15 protein-coding genes are annotated in these 14,351 nt (G+C 63.3%); 10 read left to right on the plus strand and 5 right to left on the minus strand.

Annotation, left to right across the window (positions count from 1 at the left end; translation table 11 throughout):
- Positions 1–137 precede the first annotated feature (137 nt).
- From YH63_RS10145 to YH63_RS10170, 6 genes are all read left to right on the plus strand, one after another.
- Positions 138–1,133 (plus strand): alpha/beta hydrolase, encoded by a 996-nt coding sequence (locus YH63_RS10145; RefSeq protein ID WP_046827710.1) that lies wholly within the window; start codon positions 138–140, stop codon positions 1,131–1,133.
- Positions 1,130–1,687, plus strand: coding sequence for a hypothetical protein (locus YH63_RS10150; protein ID WP_046827709.1), 558 nt, complete (start codon positions 1,130–1,132; stop codon positions 1,685–1,687). The genes YH63_RS10145 and YH63_RS10150 overlap by 4 nt, the downstream gene beginning before the upstream one ends.
- Positions 1,688–1,690: 3 nt before the next feature.
- The gene (locus tag YH63_RS10155) at positions 1,691–1,987 is read left to right on the plus strand and encodes a winged helix-turn-helix domain-containing protein (RefSeq protein ID WP_046827708.1); all 297 of its coding nucleotides are present in this window, start codon (positions 1,691–1,693) and stop codon (positions 1,985–1,987) included.
- A gap of 60 nt (positions 1,988–2,047) precedes the next feature.
- A complete protein-coding gene (gene purD, locus YH63_RS10160) occupies positions 2,048–3,316 on the plus strand; it encodes a phosphoribosylamine--glycine ligase (protein ID WP_046827707.1) in 1,269 nt (422 codons plus the stop codon).
- Between the two features lie 166 nt (positions 3,317–3,482).
- Positions 3,483–4,391 (plus strand): alpha/beta fold hydrolase, encoded by a 909-nt coding sequence (locus YH63_RS10165; RefSeq protein WP_046827706.1) that lies wholly within the window; start codon positions 3,483–3,485, stop codon positions 4,389–4,391.
- Positions 4,391–4,840, plus strand: a complete 450-nt coding sequence (locus tag YH63_RS10170) for a GNAT family N-acetyltransferase (RefSeq protein ID WP_046827705.1) — start codon at positions 4,391–4,393, stop codon at positions 4,838–4,840. The genes YH63_RS10165 and YH63_RS10170 overlap by 1 nt, the downstream gene beginning before the upstream one ends.
- Here the strand turns inward: YH63_RS10170 and YH63_RS10175 are convergent.
- A complete protein-coding gene (locus YH63_RS10175) occupies positions 4,837–5,283 on the minus strand; it encodes a nucleoside deaminase (RefSeq protein WP_046827704.1) in 447 nt (148 codons plus the stop codon). The two genes, YH63_RS10170 and YH63_RS10175, sit on opposite strands and share 4 nt — an antisense overlap.
- A gap of 161 nt (positions 5,284–5,444) precedes the next feature.
- Here YH63_RS10175 and YH63_RS10180 point away from each other — a divergent pair, with 161 nt between their 5' ends.
- Both YH63_RS10180 and rsmD read left to right on the plus strand, forming a co-directional pair.
- The gene (locus YH63_RS10180) at positions 5,445–7,625 is read left to right on the plus strand and encodes a pseudouridine synthase (protein ID WP_046827703.1); all 2,181 of its coding nucleotides are present in this window, start codon (positions 5,445–5,447) and stop codon (positions 7,623–7,625) included.
- Between the two features lie 8 nt (positions 7,626–7,633).
- On the plus strand, positions 7,634–8,191 hold the full coding sequence (gene rsmD, locus YH63_RS10185) for a 16S rRNA (guanine(966)-N(2))-methyltransferase RsmD (RefSeq protein WP_046827702.1): 558 nt from the start codon (positions 7,634–7,636) through the stop codon (positions 8,189–8,191).
- 139 nt (positions 8,192–8,330) lie between these two features.
- Here rsmD and mutL read toward each other — a convergent pair whose 3' ends face one another.
- The gene (gene mutL / locus YH63_RS10190) at positions 8,331–10,145 is read right to left on the minus strand and encodes a DNA mismatch repair endonuclease MutL (protein ID WP_046827701.1); all 1,815 of its coding nucleotides are present in this window, start codon (positions 10,143–10,145) and stop codon (positions 8,331–8,333) included.
- A gap of 309 nt (positions 10,146–10,454) precedes the next feature.
- On the opposite strand from mutL, the gene YH63_RS10195 reads away from it, so the two are divergent.
- The gene (locus YH63_RS10195) at positions 10,455–10,766 is read left to right on the plus strand and encodes a hypothetical protein (protein WP_052753831.1); all 312 of its coding nucleotides are present in this window, start codon (positions 10,455–10,457) and stop codon (positions 10,764–10,766) included.
- Positions 10,767–10,850: 84 nt separating this feature from the next.
- Here YH63_RS10195 and arfB read toward each other — a convergent pair whose 3' ends face one another.
- Together arfB and YH63_RS10205 are read right to left on the minus strand one after the other, a co-directional pair.
- Positions 10,851–11,270 carry an alternative ribosome rescue aminoacyl-tRNA hydrolase ArfB gene (arfB, locus tag YH63_RS10200; protein WP_046827699.1) on the minus strand — a complete coding sequence of 140 codons (420 nt, stop codon included), beginning with the start codon at positions 11,268–11,270 and terminating at the stop codon, positions 10,851–10,853.
- A gap of 63 nt (positions 11,271–11,333) precedes the next feature.
- A complete protein-coding gene (locus tag YH63_RS10205) occupies positions 11,334–12,089 on the minus strand; it encodes a sulfite exporter TauE/SafE family protein (protein WP_046829612.1) in 756 nt (251 codons plus the stop codon).
- A gap of 107 nt (positions 12,090–12,196) precedes the next feature.
- Here YH63_RS10205 and YH63_RS10210 point away from each other — a divergent pair, with 107 nt between their 5' ends.
- Complete coding sequence (locus YH63_RS10210; protein WP_046827698.1) at positions 12,197–13,090, plus strand: LysR substrate-binding domain-containing protein; 894 nt, start codon at positions 12,197–12,199, stop codon at positions 13,088–13,090.
- A gap of 17 nt (positions 13,091–13,107) precedes the next feature.
- Here the strand turns inward: YH63_RS10210 and hisN are convergent, their stop codons facing one another.
- Positions 13,108–13,890 carry a histidinol-phosphatase gene (hisN, locus tag YH63_RS10215; protein ID WP_046827697.1) on the minus strand — a complete coding sequence of 261 codons (783 nt, stop codon included), beginning with the start codon at positions 13,888–13,890 and terminating at the stop codon, positions 13,108–13,110.
- Positions 13,891–14,351 lie beyond the last annotated feature (461 nt).

Genomic DNA, 14,351 nt, shown 5'->3' on the forward strand with positions numbered 1-14,351 from the left:
CGAATCGATCTTTCAAGATGAAGCCGACCGTAAGCTCTCCTTGCCGATGATGCCAACCGGGCGAGGGTCTCGCCATTGACTCTGTATTATAGAGTACTCTATAAATACATTACGGCGCCAAACAGGTGAGAAGTGTCATGTCGAGAACGGTGCTCCGGGGAATGCTGAAGATTTGCGGCTGCAGCCTGGCCGCCATAGGCTTTGTGTCTCTGCTGCTGTTCGCGTTGATCGTGCCGTCGGTCTCTTCGCCGCCCGCGCTGGATTCGATTGCGCAAACGGCCCGCTCTGTTGACAGGGCCGGGATGCCGGAACCCGGACAGTTCCAGGCGAGGGACGGCACGTATCTCGCGTTCCGTCACTATGCGCCCCGCGCCGCGGGCATCAATAAAATCGTCGTCCTGGTGCATGGCTCGGCCGGGTCGAGCATCAATGTCCACGCGCTCGCCAAGGCGTTCGCCGAGCGCGGTGTCGAAACCTTCGCGCCGGATATTCGCGGCCACGGTCGATCTGGAACGCGCGGCGACATCAGGTATGCCGGCCAGTTGCAGGACGATCTGGCGGATCTGGTTGCCCATATCCGCCAAGCGCATCCGGCCACACCCCTCACTCTGATCGGTCATTCCGCCGGGGGTGGATTCGCGCTTCGCATGGCGGGATCCCCGATCCAGAACCTGTTTGTGCGCACTGTGTTGCTCGCGCCGTATCTCGGCTATCGGGAGTCGACCAACCGGCCGAACGGCGGCGGATGGGCTGCGCCCGATTATTCCCGAATCATCGGCTTGGCCGCTTTGCGCGCGATGCACATCGCTTGCTGCGACTCGCTGCCGGCGATTGCTTTCGCGGTGCAGCCGCAGTTCAAACAATTCGTGACGTCCAACTATTCCTACCGGCTGCTGCAGGACTTCGGGCCGGGTTGGAATTTCCGCACCGAACTGGCGGCGGCCACGCGGCCGGTGTCGATCTACAGTGGCGCGGACGACGAACTAATGCAGTCCCAAAATTACCAAGATACGGTTGGCCGTGATGTGAATGTCACGATTCTCAAGGGCGTTACTCATATGGGCATTGTCGGCGATCCCGCGGCGGTGTCGCGTATCGCGGACGACATCGCCATGACGGACGTAAAATCATGACCAGCATCAACCCACAGGAAGCCGCTTCGGCGCTATCGGATGTCGATGCGATCTCGCGGCGCGTGCGACAGTCGGTTTTCTACAACCACGCCAGCCAGATGCTGGTTCTGTGGGGGGCGCTGGTTTTCGCGGGTCACGTTGCGAGCTACGCATTTCCACGGCAGGCGCAGCTGATCTGGATCGCCGTCTATGTCGCGGGGATCGGCGGATCGCTGATAATCGGCGCACGCGATCACAAGCGGTCCGGCGTTCGCACCTTCGACGCCCGGATGCTCACGGCGCTGCTTCTGTTCTTTGCCTTCGGCTTTCTGTGGTCGGTCGGCATCGTGCAGCTCACGCCCCGCCAGCAGTGCGCATTCTGGCCGACCTATTTCATGCTTGCCTACACCCTGGTGGGGCTTTGGCTGGGCTGGGCCTTTGTGGCGATCGGCCTCGGCATTACCGCGCTGACCATGGTGGGCTATTTTCTGATTGGTTCCTGGTTCGATCTGTGGATGGCCGTCGTCAACGGCGGCGGCCTGATACTGGGCGGTCTCTGGATGCGGCGGAACTAGGCGATGGCAGAGCTGGATGAAATCATTCATCAGCCGCTTCGCCTCAGGATCATGGCCGCGCTGAATGCGCTGCCCGTCGGCACGGGACTGGATTTTCCCCGGCTGAAAAAACTGACCGGAGCCACCGACGGCAATCTCGGCGCCCATATCGAAACGCTGGCAAAGGCGGGTTATGTGGCGGTGGCCAAGGCATTTGTCGGCAAGAAGCCGCAAACCACGGTGACCGCCACCCCCGCCGGACGGGGGGCATTCACGCGCCATGTGGCCTCGCTGCGGCAGATTATCGAGGCCGGCGGATAGCGTTTCGGACCTCTTGTGCAGGCTGCGCCGACCCGGTAACCGAACGGGTTAGGAGACATCATGAACATCCTCTTGATCGGTTCCGGCGGGCGCGAGCACGCGCTGGCGTGGAAAATGGCGGCCTCGCCGCTGTTGACGAAGCTGTGGTGCGCGCCGGGCAATGCCGGCATCGCGCAGGACGCGGAATGCGTCGCGCTGGATGTCGCGAACCATGCCGCGGTGATCGACTTCTGCAAGGCAAACACGATCGACCTGGTTGTGGTCGGGCCGGAGGCACCACTGGCGGCGGGTATCGTCGACGATCTTGCCGCGGCGGGTATCAAGGCTTTCGGTCCGAGCAAGGCTGCCTCGCAACTCGAAAGCTCCAAGGGCTTTACCAAGGACATCTGTAAGGCGAACAACATCCCGACTGCGGCCTATGAACGGTTTCGCGATGCGGACGCGGCGAAGGCCTATATCCGCAAGCGAGGCGCGCCTATTGTCGTAAAGGCCGACGGCCTCGCGGCCGGCAAGGGCGTCGTGGTGGCGATGACGCTGAATGAGGCGGAAGCCGCGGTCGATGCGCTGTTCACCGCTGCCGGTGCGGAAGCCGTGGTCGAGGAATTCATGGAAGGCGAGGAGGCCTCGTTCTTCGTGCTGTGCGACGGCGACAATGCGCTGCCGTTGGTCGCGGCACAGGACCACAAGCGCGCCTTCGACGGCGACAAGGGACCGAATACCGGCGGCATGGGCGCCTATTCGCCAGCGCCGGTGTTCACCGACGCGGTGCGCGAGCGGACGATGACCGAGATCATCCAGCCGACGCTGCGCGCGATGAAGGCGATGGGCATGCCCTACAAGGGCGTGCTGTTCGCTGGACTTATGATTACGAAGGATGGTCCCAAGCTGATCGAATACAATGCGCGCTTCGGCGATCCGGAGACGCAGGTGCTGATGATCCGTTTGATATCGGATCTGGTGCCGGCGCTGCTGGCGTCGGTCGACGGCGAATTGAAGCATTTCGATCTGCGCTGGCATTCCGAGCCCGCACTCACCGTGGTGATGGCGGCGAAAGGATATCCGGGCGACTACGCCAAGGGCACAACCATCGAGGGGCTCGATGATGCCGCGAAGGTGGAGGGCGTCGAGATTTTCCATGCCGGCACCAGGGCCGACGGGAACAGGATTCTCGCCAATGGCGGCCGCGTGCTGAACATCACCGCGACAGCGAAGACCGTCAGCGAGGCGCAGCGCCGGGCCTATGAGGCGATCGATCGCATCAAGTGGCCGGAAGGGTTCTGCCGCCGCGACATCGGCTGGCAGGCGGTGGCGCGGGAGAACAAGCCTTAAACGGCGTATTGTCCTGCGAGGACGGGGACCCAAACCCCGCCAAATCGTTATATCTGCCGAAATATCCTTTGTAGTGTCGCGTTAGTGCAAGATTGAACTTCGATAATTGAATTCAGTGAGGGCTTGTCCCGCGTTCGCGGGGCGCCGCCAGGGTCTAGGATTTTCCATGCCTGATCTCGCCGATCTCTATCCCGGATTTGCGTCTGAATGGGTCAGCACGTCGCGCGGCCGCATTTTCTCTCGCGTCGGCGGCAAGGGTCCGCCGTTGCTGCTGTTGCACGGTTATCCGCAGACCCACGTGATGTGGCATCGCGTCGCGCCGATGCTGGCAGACAAATTCACCCTCGTGATTCCTGATCTGCCCGGCTACGGCTGGTCCGACGTGCCGAAGACCGACGAGGACCATACGCCGTTCACCAAGCGCGCCATGGCGCAGGTGATGATTGAGGTGATGGAAAAGCTCGGCCATGTGCATTTCGGCCTCGCGGGTCATGACCGCGGCGGTCGCGTTGCGTACCGGCTGGCGCTCGATCACCCCGGGCGGCTGTCGCGCTTGGCGACGCTGGATATTCTGCCGACATATGACTACTGGGCGAAAATGGATCGCGGCTTCGCGCTCAGGATCTATCACTGGGCGTTTCTGGCGCAGCCGCACCCGCTGCCCGAAAATCTGATCGCGTCCAATCCCGACGATTATTTCGGTCGCACCTTCAAAAGCTGGGCCAAGGCCGATGCACCCACTCCGTTCGATCCGCGTGCGGTCGAACATTACCTGACGGCGTTTCGTGATCCGCTGCGCATTCATGCGGCGTGCGAGGATTATCGCGCCGGGGCCTATGCCGATTTCGAGCAGGATAAGGCCGACGTTGAAGCCGGCAACAAGATCACTGTGCCGCTGCTGGCGCTGTGGGGCGGCGCAGGCATCGCGTCCTCGGCCTCGAGCCCGCTCGACACCTGGCGCAGGTGGGCGACGAACGTCAGCGGGAACGCCATCGATTCCGGACATTTCCTTGCCGAGGAAAACCCTCAGGCAACGGCTGACGCATTACTTGAATTCTTTTCGGAGCAGGGTTGATGGCATTACGAGAGGCACGGCGAGAGGACATCCGACGCATCGTCGAAATGCTGGCGGACGATGAGGTGGCGCGTGGGCGCGAGGATTTCTCCGGTGACATGGCGGCGTATTATGCCGCCTTCGACGCCATCGCGGCGGACCCCAACAACACCCTTTACGTGTGGGATCACGAGGGAACGGCGATGGGTTGCCTGCAACTGACGTTCATTCCCGGCATATCCTATCACGGCGCATGGATCGCGAAGGTCGAGGGCGTGCGGGTCGATCGCTCGCTGCGCGGTCTCGGCATCGGCGAACAGATGATGGATGCGATGATTGCCAGGTCACGCGCGCGCGGCTGCAAGCAATTGCAGCTTACGACCGACAAGCGGCGTGCCGACGCGCAGCGCTTCTATGCGCGGCTTGGCCTCGACGCCTCGCATGAGGGCATGAAGATCAATCTATTCTAGCGCCGCGCCTTGAAGAAATTCGTCAGCAGTGTCGCGGCTTCGCTTTCGCCGACCGAAGGATAAATCTCCGGCGCATGATGGCAGGTCGGTGAGGCGAAAAATCTTACGCCGCTGTCCACCGCGCCGCCCTTTGGGTCGGCCGCCCCATAGTAAAGCCGCCGGATTCGCGCGAAGGAGATCGCTCCCGCGCACATGGTGCAGGGTTCCAGCGTGACGTAGAGGTCGCAATCGGTCAGCCGCTCGCTGCCGGTGACGCGGGCGGCCTCACGGATCGCCAGAATTTCGGCATGCGCTGTCGGATCGCGGTCGGCGAGGGTGCGGTTGCCGGCCTGCGCGATCACCGTGCCGCCCCGCACGATGACGCAGCCGATCGGCACTTCCCCGGCTGTTTCGGCGATTTCGGCCTGTTTGAGCGCCAAATCCATGAAAGATCGTGCCGTCATGCCTCGTTTCCGGCAATAAACTCTGTTAGTAAGACGTCTTCAGCAAACGCGAGACCGGTTTTGCGCGAAAATGCGCCCTGACTTAAAAGGGCGCGTGCCGCCAGCCAATTTCACGTTGTGCGACAGTCCCATATTCCGCCCAACGTCCTGAGAGATCATTCATGCCCCGCGACAACGATAAAAACAACGGCCGTCCGCCGCGCCGTGAAGGCGGAGCCGGTGGAGGCTTCAAGGCCGGTGGCAGAGGCCGCCCCGGTGGAGGCTCGCGCAGCGGAGGAAGCTCGCGTGACGAGCGGCCCGCACGATCGGCCGGCCCGCGTGGTGGTGACAAGAAATTCGGTGATCGCAAGTTTGGTGACAAGCGGCCGTCCGGCGACAAGCGCCCTTATGCGGCGAAGCCTTACGCCGGCAAGCGCGACGATTTCCGCAAGGACGGACCGGATCGCGGCCCGCGCAAGGACTTCGGCTCGCGGGATCGCGGCGAAGCGCGTTCATTCAAGCCACGCGAGGATCGCGGTGAGGGACGCCCGTTCAAGCCGCGAGAAGATCGTGGCGAAGGCCGCTCGTTCAAGCCGCGTGAGGATCGTGGCGAGGGACGTCCATTCAAGCCACGTGGAGATCGTCCTGAAGGACGTTCATTCAAACCGCGCGAGGATCGTGGTGAGGGACGTTCGTTCAAGCCACGTGGAGACCGTCCCGAAGGGCGTTCGTTCAAACCACGTGAGGATCGTGGTGAAGGACGTTCCTTCAAGCCGCGTGACCGCGACGACCGCGCGCCGCGCAGCGCGGGTGCAGGACGTTTCCAGGACAAGAAGTTCGGTGAGAAGCGGCCTTACACGCCGCGCGGCGAGGGCGGCGATGCACGTCCGGCCCGCTTCAATCGGGACGACCGGCCGCAGCGCGATGAGCGCCCGCGGTTCAACCGCGATGACCGGCCCGCGCGTGGAGCGCCGGACCGCGGACCGCGCAAGGATTTCAGCCGCGGTGAAGACCGCGGTGGCGACAAGCCCTGGCAGAAGCGCGGACCGTCACGCGACGCTGAGAGCCGTCCGCCACGCCGCGAAGGTGGCGGTTTCGACAAGCCCCGGTTTGACCGTGGCGACCGTGATCGCGATTCCAGCGAACGTCCGCGTTTTTCGCGTCCCCGCTTCGACAAGCCGCGTGATGACCGCGCGCCGCGTGGCCGCAGCGACTGGCAGGAGCATCCGCGCAGCGAAACCGGTGATCGTCCGCGCCGCGACAACGAGGACGACAGCAAGGTCTTCGCCAAGCGGCCGGCATTTGGCGGGCGCGGCGAATATCGCGAACGCAAGCCCGATTTCGAAAAGCGTGCGCCGCGTGCCGCGCCGGAGAAGAAGAAATCCGGCGAACGCATCGCCAAGATCGTCGCGCGTGCGGGTCTGTGCTCGCGCCGCGATGCCGAGGAATGGATCGTGCAGGGCCGCGTTGCCGTGAACGGCCGCGTCATCAACTCACCGGCGCTCGATGTCACCGCCAATGATGTCGTCACCATCGACGGCAAGCCGTTGCCGGAGCGCGAACGCACGCGGCTGTTTCTCTATCACAAGCCGCGTGGCCTGATGACAACCCACGACGATCCCGAGGGGCGTCCGACGGTGTTCGACAACCTGCCGGAAGGTCTGCCGCGCCTTATCAGTATCGGCCGGTTGGACTTCAACACCGAAGGCCTGTTGCTGCTGACCAATGACGGCGGGCTGGCCCGTGCGCTGGAACTGCCGGACACCGGCTGGCTGCGGCGCTACCGCGTCCGCGCGCATGGCGAGGTCACTCAGGGTCAGCTCGATCAGCTCAAGAACGGCGTCGAGGTCGATGGCGTCAAATATGGTTCGATCGACGCGACATTGGAACGCGACAAGGCGGCCAACGTCTGGATCGTGTTTGCGATCCGCGAAGGCAAGAACCGCGAGGTCCGCAACGTCATGGCGCATCTCGGCCTCGAGGTGAATCGCCTGATCCGCATTTCTTACGGACCGTTTCAACTCGGCGAGATCGAGGAAGGCCAGGTCGAGGAGATCAAATCGCGGGTGCTGCGCGAGCAGCTCGGCGACAAGATTGTCACGATGTCCGGCGCGCAGTTCGACAAGCCGGTAAACGGCGCGTCCCGCGGCGAACAGCCGAGTGGCGGTCCGAAGCCCAAGCCAAAGCGCAGCGTGACTGAGGATCGGAAAGGCCGTCGTGTGCTTGTGATGCGCACAGGCAGCGAGAACACGCGTGCGCGCAACGAGGAAGAAGCCAACGGCTACGGCCCGCCGCGCCGCCCGACGCGCGGCTACAAGGGCAAGCGCGATCTGAAGCCCAAAGACGACACCACGGAAGACTGAGCACATCCATGCGCGTCGTCGGTGGTCGTCTGAGAGGCCGTAACATCGCCTCGCCCGCGTCGAATGACATCCGTCCGACGCAGGATCGCCTGCGCGAGTCGCTGTTCAATATCCTGATGCACGCCTACGAAAATCCGATCGACGGTGCGCGGGTGCTCGACCTGTTCGCCGGCACTGGTGCGCTCGGCATCGAAGCCGTGTCGCGCGGCGCAGCGTTCACATTGTTCGTGGACAACGGCGCGGAGGCGCGGGCGCTGTTGCGCAACAATGTCGAGGCGCTGGGGCTCGGCGGCGTCACCAAGGTCTATCGCCGCGACGCGACCAATCTCGGCCCGGCCTATCCGGTCGAGCCGTTCTCGCTGGCATTTCTCGATCCGCCCTATAAGCGCGGACTTGCCGACAAGGCGCTCGCGTCGTTGCGCGACGGCAAATGGCTGACGCCGGAAGCGCTGGTGGTTATCGAGGAATCGAAGGAGGCGAGGTTTGTGACGCCCGAGGGCTTCGAGGAACTTGAGCGCCGCGCCTATGACGACACGGAGTTCGTGTTTTTGCGGACTTCGGCCTGACTCGATTGTGGTTGTCAAACACGCGATGTCGTCCCCGCGCAGGCGGGGACCCATCGTTGCGCGAAACACTCCAGTCCGAGAATGAGGGAACGAAGGTCTGGGTCCCCGCTTTCGCGGGGACGACGTGAGTTATCGTTCCCTATCTTCGCCCGAACAGTTTCTCGATGTCGGCGAGCTTGAGTTCGACATAGGTCGGCCGGCCGTGATTGCACTGGCCGGAATTCGGCGTCACTTCCATCTCGCGCAGCAGCGCGTTCATTTCCTCGGGCTTGAGGATGCGGCCGGCGCGCACCGAGCCGTGACAGGCCATGGTGGCCGCCACATGCATCAGCCGTCGTTCAAGCGGCAACGCCTCGTCCCATTCGGCCATATGCTCGGCGAGATCGCGCAGCAGTGAGGCGGCATCGGCCTTGCCGAGCAACGACGGCGTCTCGCGCACCGCAACGGCACCGGGCCCGAAGGACTCGATGCTGAGTCCGAATTTCTCCAACTCGCTTGCGCGCGCGACCAGCCTCTCGACGGTGGCCTCGTCCATCTCGACGATCTCGGGGATCAGCAGGATCTGCCGCTGCACGCCGTTGCGTTCGAGTGAGGCCTTCAGCCGCTCATAAACGATGCGCTCGTGGGCGGCATGCTGGTCCACCACCACCAGTCCGTCGCGGGTCTGTGACACGATATAGGTTTCGTGAATCTGCGTGCGAGCCGCGCCGAGCGGACGGTCGATCAAATCACTCGCGGGGGCCTGTTCGTAGCGCACGTCGGCGGTCGGCGCGCCGGTGTCGAACGCGGCCTGCGCGGCTTCGGCGAACGTATTGGACGAAAATGCATTCGCATAAGCCGGCGCAGCAGGCGCTGCTGGAAAATTCGGCGAGCGCCGCCAGTCCCATCCGCCACGCGGAATGCTGCCGGGCCGGAACGCCATGATTGCGGCGCCGTCGGAATTCGCCGCCGTTCGCTGGCCTTCGCGGGCGAGGCCGTCCTTCAGCGCATGCACGATCAGCGCGCGCACCAGACCGGCATTGCGAAAGCGGACCTCCGTCTTGGCCGGATGCACGTTGGCGTCGACCTCCTGAGTGTCGAGGGTCACGAACAGCGCTACCACCGGATGCCGGTCGCGCGGCAGATAATCCGCATAGGCTGCGCGCACCGCGCCGAGGATCAGCTTGTCGCGCACCGGACGGCCGTTGACGAACAGATATTGTCCGAGCGCATTGGCGCGGGTCAGCGACGGGGCTGCCGCAAAACCTTCGACGCTCACACCATCGCGTTCGGAACGCACTTCAATGGCGCTGGCGCGAAAGTCCGCGCCCAGAATGTCGCCGAGCCGCGTTAGCCGCCCCGGTGCACCGGGCAGCGCCGCCGCCCATGTCACAGGCGCGCGTTCTTCGCCCGACAGCGAGAACGCAATGTCAGGCCGGGCCATCGCGAGACGGCGCACCACTTCGCGCACCGCTTCGGCCTCGGTGCGGTCGGTTTTGAGAAACTTCAATCGCGCCGGTGTGGCATAAAACAGATCGCTGACCTCGACGCGCGTTCCGGCGGTCAATGCCGCCGGCACAATGTCGGACTTCGCTCCGGCATCGACACTCAACGTCCATGCATGAGGTTCGCTGGCGTGCCGCGTGGCAATGTTGAGCTTTGACACCGCGCCGATCGACGGCAGCGCTTCGCCGCGAAAGCCCAGCGTGCGGATGCGCAGCAGGTCTTCGTCGTCGAGTTTCGAGGTGGCGTGGCGATCGACCGACAGCGCGAGATCGTCGTGGGTCATGCCCGCGCCATCGTCGGTGATGGCGATGCGCCGGCGTCCGCCACCTTCGGTGAAAATATCGACGCGGGATGCGCCCGCGTCGATGGCGTTTTCCACCAGTTCCTTCACTGCGCTCGCAGGCCGCTCCACCACCTCGCCGGCGGCGATGCGGTTGACGATCTGAATGGGAAGCTGGCGGACGGGCATAAATGTTCCTGGCGCGACTCGATGCGGCGTGGATGCATTTTACCGGGTCGGATGCATCAAAGGGAACCTCAACCGCATCTATTTGTCCGGCTTTCACCGCTGCGCACAGGGAAGATCAATCGCCGCATATGCGGTCGGCGTGTGGCGGAATGTCCCCAAAATGACCCTGAAATCTCTGAACAATGGTCACACGACGCAGTTTGCATGCGGTCACGCCGTTCGTGAGAGATATCTCGGCGAACTGATCCGGCAGATGCGGACGGCGCATGAACGAAACCGGACTGGACGCCGCCATTGAAGGAGAAGTGGATGAAGGTCGTAAAAACTGCAGCGATCGTACTCGCAACCTCGGCAATGCTGACCGGCACCGTGCTGGCGCAGGGCGCTTCGTCTGACACGCGGGTTCGCGGTGGCGCGCAGGGCGGTGTCTCCGGCCCTGCCGGTGTGACTGGCGGGGCCAATACCGGAGCCGGCGTTGATTCACATGTCGGAGGCTCGGGCGCGCATGTCGGAGCCGGCGGTCAGACTGGCGCGAAGGGCACTGTCGGATCGGGCGCCGGTGGAGCCGTCAACGGGGCGGCCGGCGCAGCCGGTGGTGCTGCGGGCGGCCTCAAACGCTAGAGCGCCCGAAAGCTCTTAGTCTCTCCGCACAACAAGAACTCCGGTCGCGTCCGCGGCCGGAGTTTTCAATGGATGTGACGGCAATCAATCGTCGAAGCTGCGCGTATTGCGCTTTGCCTTGACGTCGCTGCGACGTTTCTTGCCGTCGAGCCGGCGTATCTTGGAGCCCAGCGTAGGCTTGGTGGCGCGGCGCGGCTTCGGGCGCACCGAGGCTTCGCGCAGAAGGTCCAGCAGCCGGTCGATGGCGTCGGCGCGGTTGCGCTCCTGGGTGCGGAAGCGCTGGGCGTGAATGACGATCACGCCGTCCTTGGTCATGCGCTGGCCCGCGAGTGTTGTCAGCCGCATCATGGTATCGGGCGCCAGCGCCACGCGGCTGACATCGAAGCGCAACTGCGCGGCGGTCGAGAGCTTGTTGACGTTCTGCCCGCCCGGCCCGGAGGCGCGGACGAAGGCGATGTCGAGGTCCTTCTCGTCGATGGTGATGTCGCGGGTGACTCGGAGCATACAGAACGCCTAGCACGATCCGGATACGTCGGCACCGGTTTTCCGGAACGACGGCGAAAAGCTCTAGGCGTAAATCTTCGCCAGCATGTCGCCCGCGAGATAGATGCCGAGCAGCAGCATGGCGATCAGAAACCAGCGCCGGAACGTGTCCGCATCCATGCGCGAGCGCAGCAACTGGCCGAGATACATGCCGGAAAAGGCCGCGACCATCGCGACAAGGCCGGGAACGGCGACCGTTGCATTCAGCAACCCCGCGCTGGTGAGGTTGAATGCCAGTGCCACAGTCGCCGTGGTGAAGAACACACCGAGCGCCTGGACCAGTTCGTCCTTTTCCATCCCGATGGCCTGCATGAAGGGCATCGATGGAATCACCTGCACGCCGGTCGCGGCCGAGATGACACCCGTGACCAGTCCGACGATGCCGCCGACCCATTTCTCGTTCCGGCGGGCGACGCTGAAGCGGACCTTGGACAGGCCGATGATCGCGTAGATCACCAGCAGCACACCGAGAATGATGGTGCCGTAACGCGCATAGGGACCGGTCATCAGTCCTGCGCCGAGCCAGATGCCGATCATCGTCGCGATCATTAGCGGCCACAGCCTGCGCACGATGTCGCGCAGATAGGGGCCGACGAAGGTTTGCCAGATGTTGGTGACGATGGCGGGCACGATCACGATGGCGAGGGCGTGTGCCGGCGGCATCCTTGTCGCGAGAAGGCCCATCGCCACAGTCGGCAGGCCGAGACCGATGGTGCCCTTGACGAAGCCTGCAAGGAGAAACACAGCGGCGATGGTGATGATGAGAATCGGATCTGACATTGAACTGAGCATGGCACGCACATTGACCGGCAGCGGCAAACTGCACAATCTGGAGAATACGGAGTTAGCCTTCGGGTGTGGCGAAGGCCGTGTAAAGGGTCCAGGCCATGCATTTTGATCTGGTGGATATGCGGCTGTTCGTGGCGGTCGCCGAGGCACGCAGCATCACCCACGGCGCGGAACGATCGGCCCTGGCACTGGCGTCGGCCAGCGCGCGCATCAAGAGTATGGAAGCGGCGCTGGGCGTGCCGCTGCTCGAGCGGCAACGGCGCGGCGTCCGGCTTACCGCCGCGGGTGAAAGCCTGCTCGATCATGCCCGCGTCGTGCTGCATCAGGTGGCAGCGATGCAGGGCGAACTCACCGCATACGCGCGAGGCCTGAAGGCGCGCATTCACATGCTCGCCAACACGTCCGGCGCAAGCGAACACCTGCCGAAGGCGCTGGCGTCGTTTCTCGCGAGATATCCCGCGATCAGCGTCGACGTGGAGGAACGCGAGAGCGCGGAGATCGCCACGGCGGTGGCGTCCGGCGCGGCCGATATCGGTCTCGCCGTCGAGGCGATGCTGCCCGAGGGGCTCCACCGTTTTCCGTTCTGCGACGATCGGCTGGTGCTGATCGCGCCGCCGGGTGACGAGATCGCGCAGCGGCGGCAGACGAATTTCCGCGATGTCGCGGCGCGCGATTTCGTCGGTCTCACCGAAGCCAGCGCGCTGCAGAATCATATCGCGATGCAGGCCGCGAAACTGGGAGTCCGCCTGCGGATAAGGGCGCGGCTCAGAGGCTTCGATGCGATCTGCCAGATGGTGGAAGCCGGCGTCGGTCTTGCGATTATTCCGGACGTAGCCGCGCGCCGCTACAGCCGGTCAATGCGAATCAAAATGGTCCGCATGTCCGATCCATGGGCCAGCCGCAGGCTGGCGATCTGCATGCGCAGCCGGCAGTCACTGCCCCGGCCGGTGCAGCAACTGGCGGATCATCTGAAGGCGTTTGTGAAGGTGTAGTGCCGAGGGTGAACGCCTTACCCATTCAGCAACTTCAATGCCTCGTCGTGTAACCGCTTGTCGCCGGCCGCGACGATGCGTCCGCCGGACTGCGCGGGCTTGCCGTCCCAGGTGGTGATGATGCCGCCGGCGCCGGTGACGATCGGGATCAAGGCGGCAACGTCATACGATTTCAGCTCGGTCTCGATGATGAGATCGAGATGACCGGCAGCGAGCATGCAGTAAGCGTAGCAATCGCCGCCGTAGCGCGACAGCCGCACGCCGGCTTCGACGCGCTCGAACTGGGCGCGGTCCGGCGCATTCATCAAACGGGGGCTGGTGGTAAACAGCGTGGCCTCCGCCAGCGTCGCGCAGCGTCGCACCGACAGTTTGCGCTTGCCGGAAGGCCCTTCATAGCGCGCGGAGCCGCCGTCGCCGCTGAAACGCTCGCCGATGTAAGGCTGATGCATCATGCCGAACACCGGCGCACCGTTATGCATCAGCGCGATCAGCGTCCCCCAGATCGGCAGGCCGGCGATGAAGGACTTGGTGCCATCGATCGGATCGAGCACCCAGACATACTCGGCATCGGCCCGCTCAGATCCGAACTCCTCGCCGACGATGCCGTGTAAGGGGAAGCTGTCCTTGATCATCCGGCGCATCACGGCCTCGGCGGCGCGGTCGGCTTCGGTGACAGGATCGAGGTCGCGACCCACGTTCTTGTTCTCGACGCTCAGCGAGGTGCGAAAAAAGGGAAGGATGGTGTCGCCTGAGGCGGTCGCCAGTCGTCCGATAAAAGCGGTGAAGTCGATAACCGTCACGGGGATTCCTTTGAAGCGACTGCGAGTGGGGCGGACTGTAAATGCGAACTGGTGACGGCCCTAATATGAGTCCGGGCGACGGCAAGCATCGAAAATTTAACCCGCGTACCACTAATCCAAATGTTCATTCCTTACTTCCTGATTCCAAAGCGAAGGTCGAAATGAAAGCCTCTCAGGCTAAATATAGTATTTGAGATTCATTTCATGGGTGCGATTCCAAGCTTTTTTGGCAGTTTGGAGAGGACTATATTTCGATTAAGTGTTTGTATTTAAACGTGTATTTCCTCATAAATCTCGATTTCGGTCGCAAGTCTGTTATGCATTCAGAGCATGACAAAATCTTTAAAAATACTTGCCCTGAGTGCGCTGCGGTTGCATATTGTTGCGGTGCGATAACGCCTTGCGTTATTGCTGCCCTCCTTGGGCGTTTCCTCCCTAGACTTGGGCCACTTGCTTTCGCG

It is taken from the genome of Afipia massiliensis (assembly GCF_001006325.2).
GTDB classification, from domain to species: Bacteria; Pseudomonadota; Alphaproteobacteria; order Rhizobiales; family Xanthobacteraceae; genus Afipia; species Afipia massiliensis_A.